This is a genomic window from Rhizobium sp. R339, assembly GCF_002211395.1.
Lineage (GTDB): Bacteria > Pseudomonadota > Alphaproteobacteria > Rhizobiales > Rhizobiaceae > Rhizobium.
The window spans coordinates 208,447-226,348 of record NZ_LOKV01000002.1; the positions used below are offsets into that span (position 1 = coordinate 208,447).

At 62.6% G+C, this 17,902-nt stretch carries 17 protein-coding genes; 6 read left to right on the forward strand and 11 right to left on the reverse strand.

What is annotated here, in order from left to right; all coding sequences use genetic code 11:
* The first annotated feature begins 16 nt into the window (after nucleotides 1-16).
* The 3 genes from ATY76_RS06540 to ATY76_RS06550 all read left to right on the forward strand — a co-directional run bounded on the left by ATY76_RS06540 (nucleotide 17) and on the right by ATY76_RS06550 (nucleotide 3,876).
* Nucleotides 17-1,033 (forward strand): TRAP transporter substrate-binding protein, encoded by a 1,017-nt coding sequence (locus ATY76_RS06540; RefSeq protein ID WP_088673967.1) that lies wholly within the window; start codon nucleotides 17-19, stop codon nucleotides 1,031-1,033.
* Between the two features lie 64 nt (nucleotides 1,034-1,097).
* Nucleotides 1,098-1,958: a shikimate dehydrogenase gene (locus ATY76_RS06545; protein WP_088673968.1), complete on the forward strand. Its 861-nt coding sequence runs from the start codon at nucleotides 1,098-1,100 to the stop codon at nucleotides 1,956-1,958.
* Nucleotides 1,959-1,986: 28 nt separating this feature from the next.
* On the forward strand, nucleotides 1,987-3,876 hold the full coding sequence (locus tag ATY76_RS06550; protein ID WP_088673969.1) for a sugar phosphate isomerase/epimerase and 4-hydroxyphenylpyruvate domain-containing protein: 1,890 nt from the start codon (nucleotides 1,987-1,989) through the stop codon (nucleotides 3,874-3,876).
* 9 nt (nucleotides 3,877-3,885) lie between these two features.
* On the opposite strand, the gene ATY76_RS06555 is transcribed toward ATY76_RS06550, so the two are convergent.
* The 4 genes from ATY76_RS06555 to ATY76_RS06570 all read right to left on the reverse strand — a co-directional run bounded on the left by ATY76_RS06555 (nucleotide 3,886) and on the right by ATY76_RS06570 (nucleotide 8,374).
* Nucleotides 3,886-4,899, reverse strand: coding sequence for a LacI family DNA-binding transcriptional regulator (locus tag ATY76_RS06555; protein WP_190233608.1), 1,014 nt, complete (start codon nucleotides 4,897-4,899; stop codon nucleotides 3,886-3,888).
* A gap of 208 nt (nucleotides 4,900-5,107) precedes the next feature.
* A complete protein-coding gene (locus tag ATY76_RS06560; RefSeq protein ID WP_088673971.1) occupies nucleotides 5,108-6,118 on the reverse strand; it encodes a zinc-dependent alcohol dehydrogenase family protein in 1,011 nt (336 codons plus the stop codon).
* Nucleotides 6,119-6,151: 33 nt separating this feature from the next.
* Nucleotides 6,152-6,922: an L-iditol 2-dehydrogenase gene (locus ATY76_RS06565; protein ID WP_088673972.1), complete on the reverse strand. Its 771-nt coding sequence runs from the start codon at nucleotides 6,920-6,922 to the stop codon at nucleotides 6,152-6,154.
* A gap of 138 nt (nucleotides 6,923-7,060) precedes the next feature.
* The gene (locus ATY76_RS06570) at nucleotides 7,061-8,374 is read right to left on the reverse strand and encodes a sugar ABC transporter substrate-binding protein (RefSeq protein WP_190233605.1); all 1,314 of its coding nucleotides are present in this window, start codon (nucleotides 8,372-8,374) and stop codon (nucleotides 7,061-7,063) included.
* Nucleotides 8,375-8,416: 42 nt separating this feature from the next.
* On the opposite strand from ATY76_RS06570, the gene ATY76_RS33955 reads away from it, so the two are divergent.
* From ATY76_RS33955 to ATY76_RS06580, 3 genes are all read left to right on the forward strand, one after another.
* Nucleotides 8,417-8,611 (forward strand): hypothetical protein, encoded by a 195-nt coding sequence (locus ATY76_RS33955; RefSeq protein WP_141104992.1) that lies wholly within the window; start codon nucleotides 8,417-8,419, stop codon nucleotides 8,609-8,611.
* A 93-nt stretch (nucleotides 8,612-8,704) separates the two neighbouring features.
* Nucleotides 8,705-9,688: a sugar kinase gene (locus tag ATY76_RS06575; protein WP_088673973.1), complete on the forward strand. Its 984-nt coding sequence runs from the start codon at nucleotides 8,705-8,707 to the stop codon at nucleotides 9,686-9,688.
* Nucleotides 9,689-9,691: 3 nt separating this feature from the next.
* Nucleotides 9,692-10,960 (forward strand): D-tagatose-bisphosphate aldolase, class II, non-catalytic subunit, encoded by a 1,269-nt coding sequence (locus ATY76_RS06580; RefSeq protein ID WP_088673974.1) that lies wholly within the window; start codon nucleotides 9,692-9,694, stop codon nucleotides 10,958-10,960.
* A 61-nt stretch (nucleotides 10,961-11,021) separates the two neighbouring features.
* Here ATY76_RS06580 and ATY76_RS06585 read toward each other — a convergent pair whose 3' ends face one another.
* The 7 genes from ATY76_RS06585 to otsB all read right to left on the reverse strand — a co-directional run bounded on the left by ATY76_RS06585 (nucleotide 11,022) and on the right by otsB (nucleotide 17,840).
* A complete protein-coding gene (locus ATY76_RS06585) occupies nucleotides 11,022-11,786 on the reverse strand; it encodes a 3-oxoacyl-ACP reductase family protein (protein WP_088673975.1) in 765 nt (254 codons plus the stop codon).
* Nucleotides 11,787-11,828: 42 nt separating this feature from the next.
* Nucleotides 11,829-12,557, reverse strand: coding sequence for an SDR family oxidoreductase (locus tag ATY76_RS06590; protein WP_088673976.1), 729 nt, complete (start codon nucleotides 12,555-12,557; stop codon nucleotides 11,829-11,831).
* A 26-nt stretch (nucleotides 12,558-12,583) separates the two neighbouring features.
* Nucleotides 12,584-13,843: an ABC transporter permease gene (locus ATY76_RS06595; RefSeq protein WP_088673977.1), complete on the reverse strand. Its 1,260-nt coding sequence runs from the start codon at nucleotides 13,841-13,843 to the stop codon at nucleotides 12,584-12,586.
* Nucleotides 13,840-14,661, reverse strand: coding sequence for an ATP-binding cassette domain-containing protein (locus ATY76_RS06600; RefSeq protein ID WP_088673978.1), 822 nt, complete (start codon nucleotides 14,659-14,661; stop codon nucleotides 13,840-13,842). The genes ATY76_RS06595 and ATY76_RS06600 overlap by 4 nt, the downstream gene beginning before the upstream one ends.
* Before the next feature lie 67 nt (nucleotides 14,662-14,728).
* Entirely contained in the window at nucleotides 14,729-15,802 is a 1,074-nt protein-coding gene (locus tag ATY76_RS06605; RefSeq protein ID WP_190233606.1) for a sugar ABC transporter substrate-binding protein, read from the reverse strand.
* 242 nt (nucleotides 15,803-16,044) lie between these two features.
* Nucleotides 16,045-16,929 carry an AraC family transcriptional regulator gene (locus ATY76_RS06610; RefSeq protein ID WP_088673979.1) on the reverse strand — a complete coding sequence of 295 codons (885 nt, stop codon included), beginning with the start codon at nucleotides 16,927-16,929 and terminating at the stop codon, nucleotides 16,045-16,047.
* Between the two features lie 179 nt (nucleotides 16,930-17,108).
* The gene (gene otsB / locus ATY76_RS06615; RefSeq protein WP_190233609.1) at nucleotides 17,109-17,840 is read right to left on the reverse strand and encodes a trehalose-phosphatase; all 732 of its coding nucleotides are present in this window, start codon (nucleotides 17,838-17,840) and stop codon (nucleotides 17,109-17,111) included.
* Nucleotides 17,841-17,902: the final 62 nt, after the last annotated feature.

Sequence of the window (17,902 nt, forward strand, 5' to 3'; positions counted from 1 at the left end):
ATCCTGGGAGGAAAACATGCTGAATAGATTGACGAAACTGGCGCTGGGACTAGCTCTGCCCATTGCCCTCTTGGCGAGCGGCCCTGCCATGGCCGAAATCCGCGAACACAGCCTCAAATTCGCCGCCGCCAACAATAAGGGCCATCCCCAGGTCATGGGCATGGAGAAGTTCGCCGAGCTGGTGAAGGAAAAGAGCGGCGGCAAGATCGAGGTCAAGCTGTTTCCGGGCGGCGTACTCGGCGGCGACGTTCAGACGGTGTCGGCCCTGCAGGGCGGCGTCATCGAGATGACGGTGCTCAACGCCGGCATCCTCGCAAGCAACGTCAAGCAGTTCGGCGCCGTCGACCTGCCCTTCCTCTTCAACAGCGGCGAAGAGGCGGACAAGGTGATGGACGGCGCGTTCGGCACCAGCCTGATGAAGCTCCTGCCCGATACCGGCCTCGTCGGTCTCGCCTATTGGGAGCTCGGTTTCCGCAACCTCACCAACAACCGTCATGCTGTCACCAAGCTCGAGGACATCAAGGGCCTGAAGATCCGCACCATCCAGTCGCCGATCCCGATCGAACTCTTCAACAGCCTCGGCGCCAATGCGGTGCCGCTGCCCTATACGGAACTCTATACCGCGCTCGAAACCGGCACGGTCGACGGCCAGGAAAACCCGGCCGCCAACATCATCAACGCCAAGTTCTTCGAAGTGCAGAAGTACATGACGATCACCCGTCACCAGTACAATCCGCAGATCGTGCTGATCAGCAAGAAGTTCTGGGACGGCCTGAACGACGAGGAAAAGGCGGTCTTCGAGGCGGCCGCGACGGAAGCCCGCGACTATCAGCGCAAGGTTTCCAGGGAGCTGGACGCCAAGGCGATCGAGGAAATCAAGAAGACAGGCATGGAAGTCGCCGAACTCAGCCCTGAAGAGACGCAGAAGCTGCGCGACGCCGTCAAGCCGCTGGTCGACAAGTTCGCGGCTCAGATCGGTGCGGAGACCGTCACGCAGCTCTTCAAGGAGCTCGACACGGTTCGCGGCAAGTAAGCAGATCGGGCCCGCGGGCGATCCCGCGGGCCTTTCCCATCACGAGCAAGACAGGAACTGGCGCATGGCCGAGACACTCCTGAAACCGTTGAAGGCCGGGCTGATCGGCTCCGGCATCCAGGCCTCGCTGACGCCTGCCATGCATATGGAAGAAGGTGCGGCGCAGGGGCTGGACTACGATTATGAGCTGATCGATCTCATCAAGCTGAACGCGTCGCCGGCCGATCTTCCGCGTCTGATCGGCGATGCCGAGGCGCGGGGACTTGCCGGTCTCAATATTACGCATCCCTGCAAGCAGCTCGTCATCCCCCTGCTCGACGACTTGTCGCCCGAAGCCTGCGCACTCGGCGCCGTCAACACCGTCGTCCTGAAGGACGGCCGGCGCTTCGGCCACAACACCGACTGGTGGGGTTTTGCCGAGAGTTTCCGGCGCGGGCTGCCGCAGGCAGACCTTTCTTCCGCCGTGCAGCTTGGCGCCGGCGGCGCGGGTGTGGCGACCGCCTATGCGATCCTGACGCTCGGCCTTAAGCGGCTGACGGTCTTCGATCGCGAGCACGAGCGCGCCGTCGATCTGGCCGAAACGATGTCCGCGCTCTTTCCCGGCGCGTCGATCGCTGCGGGAAGCAACCGGGAAGCAGCGATGAAAGACGCATCGGGCCTGATCCATGCGACGCCGACGGGCATGGCCAAATATCCCGGCACACCGCTTCCGCCGGAACTCCTGGAAACGCGCCATTGGGTCGCAGAGATCGTCTACTTCCCCCTGGAGACCGAGCTTCTGCGGCAGGCGAGGCAGCGCGGCTGCCGGACGCTCGATGGCGGCGGCATGGCGGTCTTCCAGGCGGTCGGCGCCTTTCGCCTAATCACCGGCAGGGAACCCGATGCCGGCCGCATGCTCGCGCATTTCAAGACGATGACGACGTAAACGCCTGAACTCCGGAAGGATCACGCCGATGAAGACATCGATTGCGACTGTTTCGCTGAGCGGCGACCTCCGAGACAAGCTGGAGGCGATCGCCAAGGCCGGCTTCGACGGGGTGGAGATCTTCGAGAACGATTTTCTGATCTTCGACGAGAGCCCGAAGGAGGTCGGCCGGATGGTGCGCGACCTCGGCATGGAGATCACGCTCTTCCAGCCGTTCCGCGATTTCGAAGGCATGCCGGAGCCGCTGCGCAGCCGTACCTTCGACCGGGCGGAACGCAAGTTCGACATCATGCAGGAGATGGGAACCGACCTCGTGCTCGTCTGCTCCAACGTCTCGCCGGCCGCGCTTGGCGGCCTCGACCGGGCGGCGGCGGATTTTCACGAACTCGGCGAGCGGGCCGCCAAGCGCGGGCTGCGCGTCGGCTACGAGGCGCTTGCCTGGGGCCGCCACATCCACGATCACCGCGATGCCTGGGAAATCGTCCGGCGGGCCGATCATCCGAATATCGGCCTGATCCTCGACAGTTTTCATACGCTGTCGCGCAAGATCGACGTCAATTCGATCCGGTCGATCCCGAAGGAGAAGATCTTCATCATCCAGCTTGCCGATGCGCCGCTGATCGACATGGATCTGCTCTATTGGAGCCGGCACTTCCGCAACATGCCGGGGGAAGGCGACCTGCCGGTGCTCGACTTCATGAAGGCCGTCGCCGCGACGGGCTATGACGGTTATCTCTCGCTTGAGATCTTCAACGATCAGTTTCGCGGCGGCTCGCCGAGCGCGATCGCCGTCGATGGCCGCCGCTCGCTGATCTATCTCGACGACCAGGTGAAGCGCCAGCAGCCGGAGAGTGCGTTGCCGGTGCCGGCCATGCCGCCGCGCGCCGCTGTCGAGGGTATTGCCTTCGTCGAGTTCACGGCGGATGAAGACGAAGCGCCTGAGCTCGAGGCGCTGTTCAAGAGCCTCGGTTTTAGCAAGGCGGCCAGACACAAGAGCAAGCGCGTGACGGTCTTCCGCCAGGGTGCGATCAATCTCGTGATCAACACGGAGCAGAAGGGCTTTGCCAGCGCCTCCTACGCCGTCCATGGCACCTCGGCCTATGCTGCAGGCTTGATGGTTGACGATGCCAAGGCCGCGTTGCAGCGCGCCGTGGCGCTTGGCGCGGAACGCTTCGAGCAATCGCTCGATGCCGGCGAGATCGAGATGCCGGCCGTGCGCGGCGTCGGTGGCGGCGTCCTCTATTTCCTCGATCGCAAGAGCGAGCTTGCCCGCATCTGGGAGATCGAATTCGATGCGATCGAAGACGAAACCGCGCCGCTGCCCGCCGGATTGCAATCGATCGACCATATGGCGCAGACGATGAAATATGAGGAACTGCTGACCTGGCTGCTGTTCTACACCTCGCTCGTCGAAGCGGAGAAGACGCCGATGGTCGATATCGTCGATCCTTCCGGCATCGTCCGCAGCCAGGTGGTGGAGAATGCGGAAGGGTCCTTGCGCATCACCATGAACGGGGCGGAAAACCGCAATACGCTCGCCGGCCGCTTCATTGCCGAAACCTTCGGTTCCGGCATCCAGCATCTTGCCTTCAGGACCGACGACATCTTCGCGACCGCCGCCGCCCTTGCCGCAAACGGCTTCGTCTCGCTTTCGATCTCGCCGAACTATTATGACGATCTCGAAGCCCGCTTCGGCCTCGACGCCGAATTCGCCGATTGCCTTAAGGCCAACAACATCCTCTATGACCGCGACGAGGCTGGCGAATATTTCCAGCTCTACAGCCCAACCTATGGCGAGGGTCTGTTCTTCGAAATCGTCGAGCGGCGCGGTTATCGCGGTTATGGCGCCGCGAATGCCATCTTCAGGATTGCCGCGCTGAGGAAACATTTAAGGCCGCCGGGACTGCCCCGCGCCTGAGACGCCATATCACGCCGAGGTCCGCAGCATCAGCTCGGCATTGAGAAGAATGCGGGCTGCCGGCGTCGCGGCAGGCCCCTCGCCCTCGCCGAGCCTGGCGAGCAGCATTTCGATCGCAAGCCGGCCGATCTCGTTATAATTCTGCGCCACCGTCGTGATCGGAGGGCAGGCGTATCGCGACAGCGGGTGATCGTCATGTCCCGCGACTCGCAAGTCGTAATTGGCGCCATGGCCGACCTTGAGGCCCAGCTGGAATGCGGCGGCGATGACGCCGAAGGCGACGCGGTCGTTGGCGCAGAGCACAGTGCGCGTCGGAAAGCCCTGGCCGGACGTCAGGATGCGGGTCGCCTCCTCGAAGCCGAAGCGTTCGAAGTCCCAGCTCTTGCTGTCTGTCAGCTCGACGATGCTGGGCGCCATCTTGAACTGCTCCATCGCTTCCAGATAGGCCGTCTGGCGGGTCAAGGCGTTGGTGTTGACATGCGGCATGCCGAAATAGCAGGGCGGTTCGCCCGAGCGGCAGAGATAATCGACGATCAGGCTGAAACTCTGGCGATTGTTCGTGCCGACGAAGGAGGATGTCTCGTCGAGCGGCGAATCGACATAGATGAGCGGTACGCTGCGGCCGAGCTCGTCGAGCGTGGCGTGGTGGGATTCCACGCCGAGCGGCGCGATGATCGCGCCTGCGACATTCATCGATTTCAGCGTCTTGATCGCCCGGTCCTCCATTTCAGCCTTGCCGTCCGACGACAGGACGAAGGCGAGGAAGCCGGTCTCGTTGGCGATCATCTCGATGCGGCGGGTGAGCGCCATATAGAACGGGTCGGTGGAATTGGGGATGATGACGCCGAGAATGTTGCTGCGCCGCCGATTGAGATTGACGGCGAAGATATTCGGACGGAACCCCGATTTCTTCAGGGCCTGCTCGATCGTCTCCCGCGTCTTCTGGCGCACCGACATCGGATCACTGAAATATTTCGAGACGGTGGGACGCGACAGGCCGACGAACTCCGAAAAGTCCTCCATGGTTTTGATCGTCTTTCCCACCATCTGATCTCCTGACGCGGCGTCTCCGACGGTTTCTAGATGACTCATCGCCGGACGGAAAGCCGCCCTGTCGATCACCCGAACCTAGAGCGTGTCGCGCAAAAGTGTGCGCGGTTTTGCGATAACGACACGCGTAAAAACAAAGACCTAAAGCACGGGGAGCGAATCTGAAAGATCGCGACGTGCTTTAGTCTATGGAGAACTGCACCTTCATCGTTGCCGGATCGGCGGACTTTTTCGTGATGAAGGGAAGTACCTCGCCAAGCGGTAGCCGGTGGGACACCAGCTGCGCCATTGCGCCGGTATCCCTTCTTAGAATGTCGAGCGCCTGAGGAATGTTGCGGTTCAGCGAGTGGGAGCCGGCGAAGCGGATCTGGCGCCGGAAGATCTCGAAGGGCGCGAGGGAAATGCGCTGGTCGGGCGCGCAGACGCCGAAGACGAGAACCGTGCCGCCATCGGCGGCGAAGTCGATCATGCCTTCGACGACGCGGGCGATGCCGGTTGCGTCGGCAACGAAATCGAAGCTGCGGCGGCGCCCGGCCAGCGCTTCGGAGCCGGAGACGGCCGTCTCCAGTCCCAGCCGTTCGGCAAAGGCCAGGCGGCCCTCGTTGATATCGGCAACCGTCACCGACGAAACGCCTTCGGCCTTCAGGGAAAGGGCGAGCAGCAGCCCGATCGGTCCGGCGCCGAAGACGAGCGCCGTTTCCGTTCCCGTGGGGCCGGCCCGCAGGCCGGCGCTGCCAAGGCCATTCAAGACGCAGGCGAGCGGTTCGGCGAGGGCGGCAAGATTGAAGTCGAGATCGCCGATTTCGTGCAGGTGATCGGTCCTGACCAGGCTGTATTCGGCAAAACCGCCGTCCTCCGTCACGCCGTAAGCCTTCAGGTTGCGGCAGAGATTGGTCAATCCCTTGCGGCAGGCCCTACACTCTCCGCAGGGAAGATTGGGATCGACGACGACACGGGCGCCGACGGCAAGACCGGAGACATCGCCGGCCACGGCCTCGATCACGCCGGCATATTCATGGCAGGGGACGAGCGGGAAGCGGCCCTCGCCGTAACGGCCATGGAGGACGTCGATATCGGTGTGGCAAAGACCGGCGGCGCGCACGCGCACCAGTGCATGGCCGGGCCGCAGCTCCGGCAGCGGCAGCGGCTTGGTGACCGCGACGCCCTTCTCGGTATAGCAGATGGCTTCCATCTCTCTGGCTCCAGACTTCTTGCGGAAGGGCGATCAGCTCATCCAGTTGCCGCCGTCGACATTGTAGGTCTGCGCAAGGATGTAGTCGCTGTCCGATGAGGCAAGGAAGACTGCCAGCCCCTTGATGTCGTCGGGTGTGGCGAAGCGGCCGATCGGAACGGATTTGGCGACGGAGGCCTTCTTCTCGCCGGGCTTCAGCCCCTCCCATTTGGCAAAATGCGCATCGACGATATCCCAATGCTCACCGTCGACGACGCCGGGGGCGATCGCATTGACGTTGATGCCGTATTTGACGAGCGCAAGGGCTGCCGACTGTGTCGCCGAGATGATCGCCGCCTTGGAAGCGCAGTATAAAAGCACCAGCGCCTCGCCGCGACGCCCGGCCTGGCTGGCCATATTGATGATCTTGCCGCCCCTGCCCCGGTTGATCATGACGTTCGAGACGGCCTTCATCATGAAGAGCGGGCCCTTCAGGTTGATCGAGAAAACCTTGTCGTAGCTGGCCTCGGTGATCTCGTTGACCGGAGCCATGTCGAAAATGGCAGCATTGTTGACGAGGATGTCGATACCGCCGAACTCCTTGTCGACCTCTGCAACGAGCGTGTCGATCGCCGTGAGATCCGTGACATCGAGCTTCATCGCCTTGGCCGCAGGGCCGATCGCGGCGGCGGATTTCGTTGCCCGTTCGATATCGATATCGGCGATGACGACCTTGGCCCCTTCCCTGACGAAGGCCTCGGCAAAGCCGAGGCCGATGCCGCGCGCGCCGCCGGTAATCAGGGCGACCTTGTCTTTCAGTCTCATGTCGTTCTCCAGTTCAGCCGGCGCAGACGCCGGTAATGCAAAAAATGAAGGCCAATCGCCTGACTAGAAGGTCCCGGCAGTCGTGCTGCCGGGACCTTTCCGGGAGGAACTCGCGGGCAGGCCGCGAGGATGAAAGGCTCACTTCGGGTAGCCGGCCTTCTTCATGTCGCGTTCGACCTGTTTCTGGGCACTGTCGAGAGCGGCATCGACCGATTGCTGTCCGGACAGGGCGGCGGCGATCTGCTGGCCGACGAGCGTGCCGATGCCCTGGAACTCGGGAATGGCGACAAACTGAACACCGGTATAGGGAACGGGGTCCTTGGTCGGCTTGGACGGGTCGGCCGAGAGGATGGCCTTCAGCACAGTATCGGCAAAGGGGGCCGCCTTTTGATATTCCGGCAGGGCGTAGGTCGATTTTCTGGTGCCGGGCGGCACCGCGACCCAGCCCTCCGTCTCGCCAACCTTCTTGACGTATTCCTTGGATGTCGCCCATTTCAGGAAGGATTTGGCCGCATCGAGCTTGGTCGATGTCGCCGGGATCGCCAGGTTCCAGGACCATGACCAGCTCGAGCCGTTCGCCGTTACGGCGATAGGCGCGCGCGTAAAAGCGATCTTGTCGGCGACCTTGCTCTGCTTCGGGTCGTAGACACGGCCGGCAGCCGACGTCGCATCGATCCACATCGCGCAGTGGCCCGTCGAAAACAGCGCCTGGTTTTCGTTGAAGCCGTTCGCAGTCACGCCTGGAGGACCATATTTGGTCATCAGCTCGACATAGTCGGTAATCGCCTTCTTCCAGGGCTCGGAATTAATCTGCGGCTTCCAGTCCATGTCGAACCAGCGCCCGCCATAGGCGTTGATCATGGTTCCGAGGAACGCCATGTTCTCGCCCCAGCCGGGCTTGCCGCGCAGGCATAGGCCGTACTGTTCCTTCGATTTGTCGGTCAGCTTGGCCGCATATTCCTTGATCTGGTCGTAGGTCGGCTCATCAGGCATCTTGATGCCGGCGGCATCGAAGAGGTCCTTGCGGTAGAGCGTAAACGAGCTTTCTGTATAGAAGGGCACGGCATAGAGCTTGCCGTCGACGGTCAGGCCGGCCTTAATCGGGGCGAGCAGGTCGTCATAGTCGTAATCGGCGCCGAGATCGTCAACGGGCGCGAGCCAGCCCTGCTTGCCCCAGATCGGCGCCTCATAGCCGCCGATGGTGATGATGTCGTACTGGCCGCTCTTCGTCGCGATGTCGGTCGTCACCTTCTGGCGCAGGACGTTTTCTTCGAGCACCACCCAGTTCACCTTGTTGCCGGTCTCCTTCTCCCATTCCGGCGACAGTTTCTGCATGATGATCATGTCGCCATTGTTGACGGTGGCGATCGTCAGTTCCTCGGCGTCCGCCAGTCCCGCGGTCAGCGCGAGGCAGGCGACGGATGCAGACAGAATGCAAATGATCTTGCTCATGGTCTCCGCTCCTCCTTTACGGATGTTCACGCATAAAATTACATGCGTAAAGTTTTATCTGCCATCTTGATCATTGTTGTCAAGAAGGTTTTGGAAGATCAAGCGGCCGGATATCGATCGTTCGCGTTGAAATTGGGATTTATGAAAACGGGAACAAGTTTTGCAGCGCAAAATGTTGTAACTTTTGTTTGCTGCGCCGCAAATATTGAAATTGCCGCGCGTAAAAATTATTCTTGACTGGCCTTTGCAAGCAAGTTACGGGCGGATTGAGGTTTTTGATGAGTGCGCGGAGCGCAGATACCGCCGCTTTCCGCATGGAGGAGATTGCAGATGCCGTTATCTCAAAGGGCGATTGCGCCGGAAGCGCTCGGGCCGACGATCACCGTCGGCGAAATCCTGGTGGAGATTATGGCGACGACGGTCGGCGCGGGCTTCCTCGAGCCGCAATCCCTGACGGGGCCTTATCCGAGCGGCGCGCCGGCCATCTTCGTCGACCAGGTTGCGCGCATGGGCGGTGCGGCCGGCATCATCGCCGCCGTCGGCAATGACGATTTCGGCCGCTTGAACGTCGACCGCCTGCGCCACGACGGCGTCGACGTATCCGCCATCGCAATCCATGAAGATTGGCCGACAGGCAGTGCTTTCGTTCGCTACCGGCCGAATGGCGCCCGTGATTTCGTCTTCAACATCGCCAGATCCGCGGCCGGCCAGATCGGCTTGACCTCCGCCGCCGAGGCTCTCGTCCGGCGTGCCGGCCATGTGCATGTCATGGGAACGGCTCTCACCATTCCCGGTGCCCGCGAAGTGATCCTCTATGCCGTCGAGACGGTGCAGGCTCGCGGCGGTTCGGTGTCGCTGGACCCCAACCTTCGTAAGGAACTGCTGACGGATGACGGCGCGCTGGAAAGCTTCGACAAGGTGCTTGCCGCCGCCGACCTGCTGCTGCCCTCCGGCGAGGAACTCTTCACCGCCGCCGGCCGGACGGACGAAGCTGCGGCTGTCGCCAAGCTTTTGGAGAGCGGCGTCGGCGAGATCGTGCTGAAGCGGGGTGAACAGGGCGCGTCCTTCTTCACCCGCGGCTTTCCGCGCATTGATTGCGCCGCCTTTGCGGTTGCCGAGGTCGATCCGACCGGCGCCGGAGATTGTTTCGGCGCGGCCTATCTCACCTGCCGCCGCGAGGGCATGGCGCCGGATGCCGCCCTGCTCCACGCCAATGCGGCCGGTGCTCGCAACGTGACGCGGCTCGGGCCTATGGAAGGCGTCTCCACCTTTGCCGAACTCACGGCCTTTATCGCCGAAACCCCGAGGAGATAGACGATGGACCGGATATTGACCCGTCTTGCCGCCGCCCGGCGTGAAGGCAGACCCTTCGGCATTACCTCGGTCTGCTCCGCCCATCCCCTCGTGCTCAGGGCTGCCATCCGGCGAGCGGTGCGCGAAGGCGGGCCGGTCCTGATCGAGGCGACCTGCAACCAAGTCAACCATCTCGGCGGCTATACCGGCATGACGCCGGAAGACTTCATCCGCTTCACCGAGCGCATTGCCGCCGAGGAGGGTCTCGATCGCGCGCGGATGATCTTCGGCGGCGATCATCTCGGCCCCAACCCGTGGCGCAAGGAGAGGCCGGAAGCCGCGCTGAAGCAGGCGGAGTTGATGGTCGAAGCCTATGTCAGGGCCGGGTTCGGCAAGATCCATCTCGACGCCTCGATGGGCTGTGCCGGCGAGCCGGCCGCGCTCGACGACCGGACGATCGCCGAGCGCGCCGCAAGATTGGCGGAGATCAGCGAAAGGACGGCGAAGGCGATCGGCGCGCCGATGCCGCTTTATATTCTCGGCACCGAGGTTCCGGTGCCGGGCGGCGCCGATCATGCGCTCGAAGAACTCCGGCCGACCGCGCCGGAGGCCGCTCGCGCAACGATCGCCATTCATCGCGAAATCTTTTCGCGGGCTGGGTTGGAGGACGCCTTTTCCCGCGTCATCGCCTTCGTCGTCCAGCCGGGCGTCGAATTCGGCAGCGAGAACGTCATCGGCTACAGACCGGAGCTTGCGACTGAATTGACCGCGCTTCTCGACGAGGAACCGCAATTCGTCTTCGAGGCCCATTCCACCGATTATCAGACGCGGGAGGCCCTGACGCGGCTGGTGCAGGATGGCTTCCCGATCCTCAAGGTCGGCCCCGGCCTGACCTTCGCGCTGCGCGAGGCAGCTTATGCGCTTGACATGATCGCCAGCGAGATGGTCCCCGGCTACGGCGACAGGCCGCTGGCCGCCACGATGGAGGCGGTGATGCTGTCGGCACCCGGCGACTGGCGGGCTCACTATCACGGCGATGAGACGGCCCTGCGCCTGCAGCGGCACTATAGCTACAGCGACCGTATCCGCTATTACTGGAACAGGCCCGAGGCGGAGAAGGCGTTTGAGAAGTTGCTCGCCGCCCTGCGCGGAAAGACGATCCCGGAGACGCTGCTGCACCAGTACCTGCCGCAGTTCTCCTCAGCCGAAGCCGGCGATCCCCGGACTATACTGATTGCCGCGATCGACCGCGTGCTTGCCGATTACCAGAGCGCCTGTGGCGCGACGCCTTGAACTTCTGCCCCAAAAAAAACGGCTTAGCCATCGGGCGGGAACTCGCCTTCCCTTTCCGAGGCTATCGCGTCGTATAACCGCCGTCGATAACGAGCACTTCACCGGTGACGTAACTTGCCGCCGCCGAGCAGAGGAACAAGGCAGCACCCGCCACCTCCTCCGGCTGTCCGACGCGGCCCATCGGCGTCATGCTGCGCCAGGTCGGAAACCAGTCGGGATTGTCGATGCCGCCGCGCGACAGATCGGTCTCGATATAGCCCGGCGCAATGGCGTTGACGCGGATGTTCTCGGCGGCGACTTCGCTCGCGAGGCTCTTCGTCATCATGTGGACCGCCGCCTTGGAGGTGTTGTAGGCGACCTGGTTCTGCGGAATGTTGGAAACGATGCCGGACATCGAGCCGATATTCAGGATGACGCCGCCACCTTGACGCCGCATCGGCGCGAGCGCGGCCCGGCAGGCACGGAAGACGGCATCGACATTAACGGTCATGATCTCGCGCCAGATGGCATCGGAGAATTCGCCGCTGTCGCCATGAATGGCGATGCCGGCATTGTTGACGAGAATGTCGAGCCGGCCGGCCCGTGAAAGGGTTTCAGCCACGAGTTCGTCGGCAGCGCGCTCCTTCACCAGATCCGCGGCGATGAACTCGAAATCGATCCCGGCCTTTGAGAGCCGTGCGTCCGCGGCCGCATTGGGCGTTCGTCCCGCAATAACGACCTTAGCGCCCGCTTCGCCGAGCGCTTCGGCGATTGCCAGTCCGATGCCGCGCGTGCCGCCGGTTACCAGCGCCACCTGTCCGTTCAGGCGAAATCTATCGAAGATCATGGCCGTTTCCTTTGTCCGGTTGTGGAGGCTGGCAAATCCCTCTCAGATATCGGTGCTCTGCGGCAAAATGACGAGGTCGCGGATGGTGACGTTGCGCGGGCGCGTCAGCATGAAGAGCACGGCCTCGGCCACTTCCTTCGGCTCCATCAGGCCGCCGGCGGCGAGCGCCTCATCCAGCTTTTCCTGCGGCCAATCGCTGAGAAGCGCAGTGACGACGGGGCCCGGCGCGACGGCGCCGACGCGCAGGCCGTGCTTGGCCACCTGTCGCCTGAGCGTGTGGACGAAGGCCTGGACCGCATGTTTGGAAGCGGTGTAGACCGGCTCCCAGACGACGGGGACCATCCCGGCGACGGAGCTCGTGAGGATGATGTCTCCTGTTTTGCGCTCGACCATGTGCGGCAGAACGGCATGCACCGAGCGGAAGGCCGCGTTGATGTTCAAATTGAGCATCCGGTCCCAGGCATCAGGGTCGCCGCCGAGTACTTCGCCGCCGATATAGGAGCCGGCATTGGCGTGGAAGATGTCGAGCTGCCCCGCCTTCTCCAGGATTGCGGGCATCATCCGCGCCACGCTTTCGGGGTCCAAGAGGTCGACGACCAGCGGGATGGCGTCTGCGCCGAGCGTCGAGCAAATTTCCCTCAAGCCTTCTTCGTTGCGATCGATCAGCACGACGCGCGCGCCGGAGCCAAGCATGGCCTTGGCGCATTCCAGGCCGATACCTGACGCCGCCCCGGTGACGGCCGCGACTTTTCCAGACAGATCCTGTCCCATTTTCTTCCTCTGCTTTCCTGGTTGGTTTAGGCCCGGCCGTGCGAAATGCGCGAGCGGCGTGCCAGAGAGTCGACGATGACGGCAACGGCAAGAACGGCGCCGGTGATCATGTAGCGAAGCGATGACGACAGATCGAGGAGCGTCAGTCCGCTGGCGATCGACTGGATGACGATGATGCCGAGAAGGGCCGAATAGGCACTGCCGCGCCCGCCGAACAGGCTCGTGCCGCCGATCACCGCCGCAGCGATGGCGTTGAGATTGACGTCGCCGGTGCCGGCTTGCTGGCTTGCCGTGGCAAGCCGCGCCGCCGAGAGCACGCCGCCGGTTGCCGCAAGCAGGGCGCACATGACGAAGGCGCTCGCATAGATGCGCGACACATTGATGCCCGAGCGGCGGGCAGCCTCTCTGTTGCCGCCGACGGCATGCATGGAGCGCCCCCATTTCGTGCGCGTCAGTGCATAATTCATGGCAATGACGAGGCCGACGAAGAGGCCGAACATCCAGGGGACGCCACGCGACTGGTTGAGATAGAAGGCCACCGCCTCCAGAGCAACGGTGATGATGACGGCGCGCAGAAGAAGTCCGCCGACCGATTTCGACGAAAGGCCGGCTACCCGCCGCCGCGTCGCTGTCCGATAGCTGGAGAAAAAGAAGCCAATGCCGGCAAGCGCCACGAGCGCATAGGCGACCGGATCCGGCATGACCATGATCTGACCAAAATTCACCAGCCACGAACCATAGGTCAGATTGATCGAGCCGGTCGATCCAAGAATGTAGAGTTGCAGGCCGAGAACGGCGAGCAGTCCCGACAGGGTGGAGACGAAGCTCGGCATGCCGAAGCGGTTGAACAGGAAGGCGTAGAGCGAGCCGATCAAGGCGCCGACAGCCATGGCGGCGAGGATGGCGAGCACAACCGGCCAGCCCTGGTTGATCCAGAAGACGCCGGTGAGCGCCGAGGCGAAGCCACTGACGGAGCCGACCGACAGGTCGATCTCGCCCACCATCAGGATGCAGACGATGCCGAGCGAGATGACGCCGACCGTCGAGCAATCGAACAGCATGTTGACGAGGTTGGCGCTGGAGAGGAACACCGGATTGAGCGCCTGGAATACCGTCCAGATGATCACCAGGCCGACGATAACGGGCAGCGAGCCGAGGTCGCCGGAGCGGATGCGGTCGATAAAGCCGCGAACCCATCCGCTGAGGCTGTCGTCATGGCGCACTCTTTCATCGCGCCGGTCGAGAAGCGAAGGGGCCGCCGGTTCGTTCTGGATGGTCTTCATCATGGCCTGCCCTCCTCGTTCTCTCGGCTTTGCGCCTGGCGGCGCATCGCGCGGCGGGAGACGGAATTGTTGGATGCGCCGGTGATCGCGCTGACCAGCGCCTCGTTGGACGCATCGGGCATGAAGGTGCCGTTGTTGCGCCCGAGCCGAAGGACGACGATGCGGTCAGCGACGGCACGCACATCCTCCATGTTGTGGCTGATCATGATGACGCCGAGGCCGCGCTCGCGCACGCGTTCGATCAGATCGAGCACCTCGGCGGTCTGGGCGACGCCGAGTGCCGCAGTCGGCTCATCGAGCATGATGAGTTTCGGCTCGAGCAGCAGCGACCGGGCGATCGCGACGGTCTGGCGCTGCCCCCCAGAAAGCGAGGCCACCGGCTCGCGCACGCTGGGGATGCGGGCCGAAAGCTCGCTCAATAGCTTCCAGGCGCGGATCTCCATGGCGACCTCGTCGAGCTGGAAGGGATTGAGTTCCTTGCCGAGAAAGATGTTGGCGACGACATCGAGATTTTCGCAGAGTGCCAGATCCTGGAAGACCGTCGCGATGCCGAGGTCGAGGGCGGCACTCGGGCTCGACAGATCGACCTGTTTTTCCTCGAACAGGATGGTGCCCGAGCTCGGCTGGTGCACGCCGGCCAGGATCTTGACCAGCGTCGATTTGCCGGCGCCATTGTCGCCCACCAGCGCCACGACTTCGCCGGCATGCACGTCGAGTTCGATATCGGTCAGCGCCGACACCGCCCCGAAGTTCTTCGATATGCCGCGCAGGCTGAGAACGGGCTGACGCGTGGGATCGAGGATATGAGAGGTTTCAGACATCGTCTGGCCTTTCGTAAAAAGCGAAACTGAAAGCGCGACCGGCGGCCGGCCGCGCTTTCCTTGCGGGTTACTTGATGATGCCGAGCTTCTTGCAGCCTTCGGCATAGCGGCCGGTGCACAGTTCCTCGGCGGTGTTGATCTTCTTGTCGATGATCTCCGCCTTGAGGTTCTCGGCGGTGACGACAGCCGGGACGAAAAGCTGGGCAGGCGTGTCGTAAAGGGTCATTTCGGCCTTGACCGTTTCTCCCGCCAAGAGCTTCACCGCCACGTTCGCAGCCGCAGCGGCGACGATTTCGCTCGGCTTGGAGATCGTGTTGTACTGATCCCCCGATATGATGAGCTGCAAGGCTGCGATCGTCGCGTCATTGCCCGTCACCGGCGGAACCGGATCGACGCCTGCCGCCTTGAAGGCGGCGATGGCGCCGCCGCCGGTGCCGTCATTGGCGGCGACCACGCCGACGATCTGCTTGCCGAAGCGGGTGATCTGGCCGGCCGCCCATTGCTGGGCATTTGCCGGCTGCCAGTTCGGCGTGTCGAATTCGGCAAGTGTCTTGTAGCCGCCGCTGGCCAGACCCTCGTGGATGCCGTCCTTGATCAGCCCTGCCGCCGCATCAGTCGGCGAGCCGTTGATCTGCAGGATGCCGCCGCCATCGGCCGGCACGTTCTTGGCCTTGAGATGCTCAATGAGCGATTCCGCGATCGCCTTGCCGATCGCCTTGTTATCGAAGGAGACGTAGAAATCGGCCTTGCCGGTCGGGATCGGCCGGTCATAGGCGATGACCTTGACGCCCTGGCTCTGGGCGAGCTGGACGAGAGACGCAGCCGCCGCCGAGTCCACCGGATCGAGCACGATCACCTTGGCGCCCTGGGTGATTGCCGAATTGAACTGCTGCTGCTGTTTGGCGATATCGGCATCGGCATTCTGATAGATGACCTTGCAGGACGCGCAGAGCTTCTTCATTTCCGCGACGAAGCCCGGATGGTCGTGCTCTTCGTAACGGGTCGAACCCTGGTCGGGCATGAGGAACGCGACCGTCGCATCGGCAACGGCGCTTTGCGCGAAGGCGGACGTGCCGCCGAGCAGGGACAGGACAAGGGCCGCAGCGCCTGCCGTTTTCATCGAGAACTTCATCATTTCCATCTCCTCCCATTGGAAAAAATCGTATAGCTTCGTGGTTGCAATGCTCTGCTGTGCCGTTCGTGAAGAAACGGCCGCGCCTGTCCCAGCGGTTGCAGTTCTTGAGGACAAGCGTTCCCCATCGCGAGCCGCTCGTGGCGTGCTCACGTTCAAGTCAGTGTCGTTTTGCTGCCTCCTCCCTCGTCCTCCTCTGGTCGTTCGGCGGACCGTGCTTCGTGCTCCTCGAAACGAAATCGTCCGGCCGATTAAGCCGCCTTCGCCACGTTGATATTGTCTCCCAGCAATCGCCGGAAACGGGACGGTGTCATGCCTTTTTCCGCGAGAAACTGCCGGTTGAAGTTGGACAGGTTGTTGAAGCCGACCTCGAAGCAGATATCGGTGATCGATGCATGGTCGTCGCTCATCAGGATCTGGCAGGCGAGGTTGATGCGAAGCCGCTTCACATATTGCACCAGTGACATGCCGGTGTGGCGGCGGAAGGCGCGCGAGAAGGCGCCGGTCGATTGTCCAGCGATCGTTGCGAGATCGGTTTCGTCGAAGGATTTGGTCAGGTGCTCCCTGATATAGGCGAGCGCCTTGTTGATGCCGGCCGACATGTAGCCCGAGGGATCGGGCAGATAACTCGGGCTTGCGAGCAACTGCGCATCCTGCGCTCGGGCGAGCAGGCCGACCATCATCATGAAGAGCTCGATGCGCCGTACACCCTGCGCCTGCTGCACCTCGTTCATCAAGGGGGCGATCTGCCGGCTGGTCTCGGTGCCGAAGAGCACGCCGCGGCGGGAGGCCTCGAGAACCGGCTCGAAGGATCCGAGCTCGGCCAGCACCTTCATGGTGCCGCTGATGAAACTCTCGCTGAACTGGATGAGCTGGCAGCGAAGCGGAATGCTCGATCCCTTCGGGACATCGCTGATCCAGTTGTGAGGAAGGTTGGGGCCGGCCAGCACCAGATTGCCGGGCTCGAACTCGCCGATGAAATCGCCGACAAAATAGCGGCCCGTTGTCGCCACGACGAGATGAAGTTCATATTCCGGGTGAAAGTGCCAGCGAACCGTATGATAGGGATAGCCATGCGCCTTCGTTGCGAAAGATTCGCCCGGCCTGATCTGAACGACTTCCAAGTCAGGTTCCATTGTTTCCTCCTCCGAGGACGGTTTTAAGCCCGTCAGCCAAATTCTCTGTTTGGCTTTATTCTTGAGGGGAGTGTAGTGGGCTCATCTGCTGACCGCCACCACGATTCCCTGCCGAAACCGATACTTTTTTGACAATCGAAGCTGCGCAGCCGGTGGAAAGACGAGCGCGTTCCGCCGCCTCAGGCAGCCAAAGCGGCAATGACGTTCCTCACCAGCGCGGCGGAAGACAGCCGGTTAGTGGCGCAGCTCGGGGCGCCGATGGTGCCGACACGCACGGAGACGCCGCCGCGCGCATTGGCGATCGCAAACATCGACTCATCGGTCAGGTCGTCGCCCATGGTGATCGGGCAGCGGTTCTTGAAGGGCTCGGACTGGAAAAACCGTTCCAGCGCATCGCCTTTGCTCGACCGTGCCGGGCGCAGCTCGAACACCATCTTGCCGAGCTGCAGCGCCCAGTTCGGTCCGGCGAGCTCCGCATAATGATGCATGCGTTCTTCGAGAACCTTTTCATATTCCGGCGCAAGCCGGTAATGGGCGGCAACGGCAGCGCCCTTATCTTCGATCAATACGCCGGGATAGTGCTCGGCTTCTGCCGTCAGTGCATGCTTCAATGCCTGAAACTCTGTGGTCGCCTCGACGGTATGCATCCCGGTGGCGCTTCTGATCTCCGCCCCGTGGAGACCTGCCGTCGGAAATGCGAAGGGTTTGAACAAAGTGTCGGCAAAGGCGAGCGATCGGCCGGTGACCAGCGCCAGGGCGCCGCCGAGCTTGTTCGACAAGCGATGAAGCTGCCCGGGAAGAGCCTCGGGAACCTCGATCGCATCCGGTGTGGGCGCGAGATTGAGCAGCGTTCCGTCGATGTCGAGAAACATCGCCCAACGATCCGGCTCCTCCAAGACAAGGGAAAGCATTTCCTGCGTAGCGGCGTCTTCCTGCACGGCATTCTCCAATTCTGCATCATTGAAGCTAGGTC

What these genes read in the sequence shown, in the direction of transcription:
- ATY76_RS06540 (WP_088673967.1), top strand. Translation starts at nt 17, where the DNA reads ATGCTGAATAGATTGACGAAACTGGCGCTGGGACTAGCTCTGCCCATT.
- ATY76_RS06545 (WP_088673968.1), top strand. Translation starts at nt 1,098, where the DNA reads ATGGCCGAGACACTCCTGAAACCGTTGAAGGCCGGGCTGATCGGCTCC.
- ATY76_RS06550 (WP_088673969.1), top strand. Translation starts at nt 1,987, where the DNA reads ATGAAGACATCGATTGCGACTGTTTCGCTGAGCGGCGACCTCCGAGAC.
- ATY76_RS06555 (WP_190233608.1), bottom strand. Translation starts at nt 4,899, where the DNA reads ATGGAGGACTTTTCGGAGTTCGTCGGCCTGTCGCGTCCCACCGTCTCG.
- ATY76_RS06560 (WP_088673971.1), bottom strand. Translation starts at nt 6,118, where the DNA reads ATGGAAGCCATCTGCTATACCGAGAAGGGCGTCGCGGTCACCAAGCCG.
- ATY76_RS06565 (WP_088673972.1), bottom strand. Translation starts at nt 6,922, where the DNA reads ATGAGACTGAAAGACAAGGTCGCCCTGATTACCGGCGGCGCGCGCGGC.
- ATY76_RS06570 (WP_190233605.1), bottom strand. Translation starts at nt 8,374, where the DNA reads ATGAGCAAGATCATTTGCATTCTGTCTGCATCCGTCGCCTGCCTCGCG.
- ATY76_RS33955 (WP_141104992.1), top strand. Translation starts at nt 8,417, where the DNA reads ATGCGTAAAGTTTTATCTGCCATCTTGATCATTGTTGTCAAGAAGGTT.
- ATY76_RS06575 (WP_088673973.1), top strand. Translation starts at nt 8,705, where the DNA reads ATGCCGTTATCTCAAAGGGCGATTGCGCCGGAAGCGCTCGGGCCGACG.
- ATY76_RS06580 (WP_088673974.1), top strand. Translation starts at nt 9,692, where the DNA reads ATGGACCGGATATTGACCCGTCTTGCCGCCGCCCGGCGTGAAGGCAGA.
- ATY76_RS06585 (WP_088673975.1), bottom strand. Translation starts at nt 11,786, where the DNA reads ATGATCTTCGATAGATTTCGCCTGAACGGACAGGTGGCGCTGGTAACC.
- ATY76_RS06590 (WP_088673976.1), bottom strand. Translation starts at nt 12,557, where the DNA reads ATGGGACAGGATCTGTCTGGAAAAGTCGCGGCCGTCACCGGGGCGGCG.
- ATY76_RS06595 (WP_088673977.1), bottom strand. Translation starts at nt 13,843, where the DNA reads ATGATGAAGACCATCCAGAACGAACCGGCGGCCCCTTCGCTTCTCGAC.
- ATY76_RS06600 (WP_088673978.1), bottom strand. Translation starts at nt 14,661, where the DNA reads ATGTCTGAAACCTCTCATATCCTCGATCCCACGCGTCAGCCCGTTCTC.
- ATY76_RS06605 (WP_190233606.1), bottom strand. Translation starts at nt 15,802, where the DNA reads ATGGAAATGATGAAGTTCTCGATGAAAACGGCAGGCGCTGCGGCCCTT.
- ATY76_RS06610 (WP_088673979.1), bottom strand. Translation starts at nt 16,929, where the DNA reads ATGGAACCTGACTTGGAAGTCGTTCAGATCAGGCCGGGCGAATCTTTC.
- otsB (WP_190233609.1), bottom strand. Translation starts at nt 17,840, where the DNA reads ATGCTTTCCCTTGTCTTGGAGGAGCCGGATCGTTGGGCGATGTTTCTC.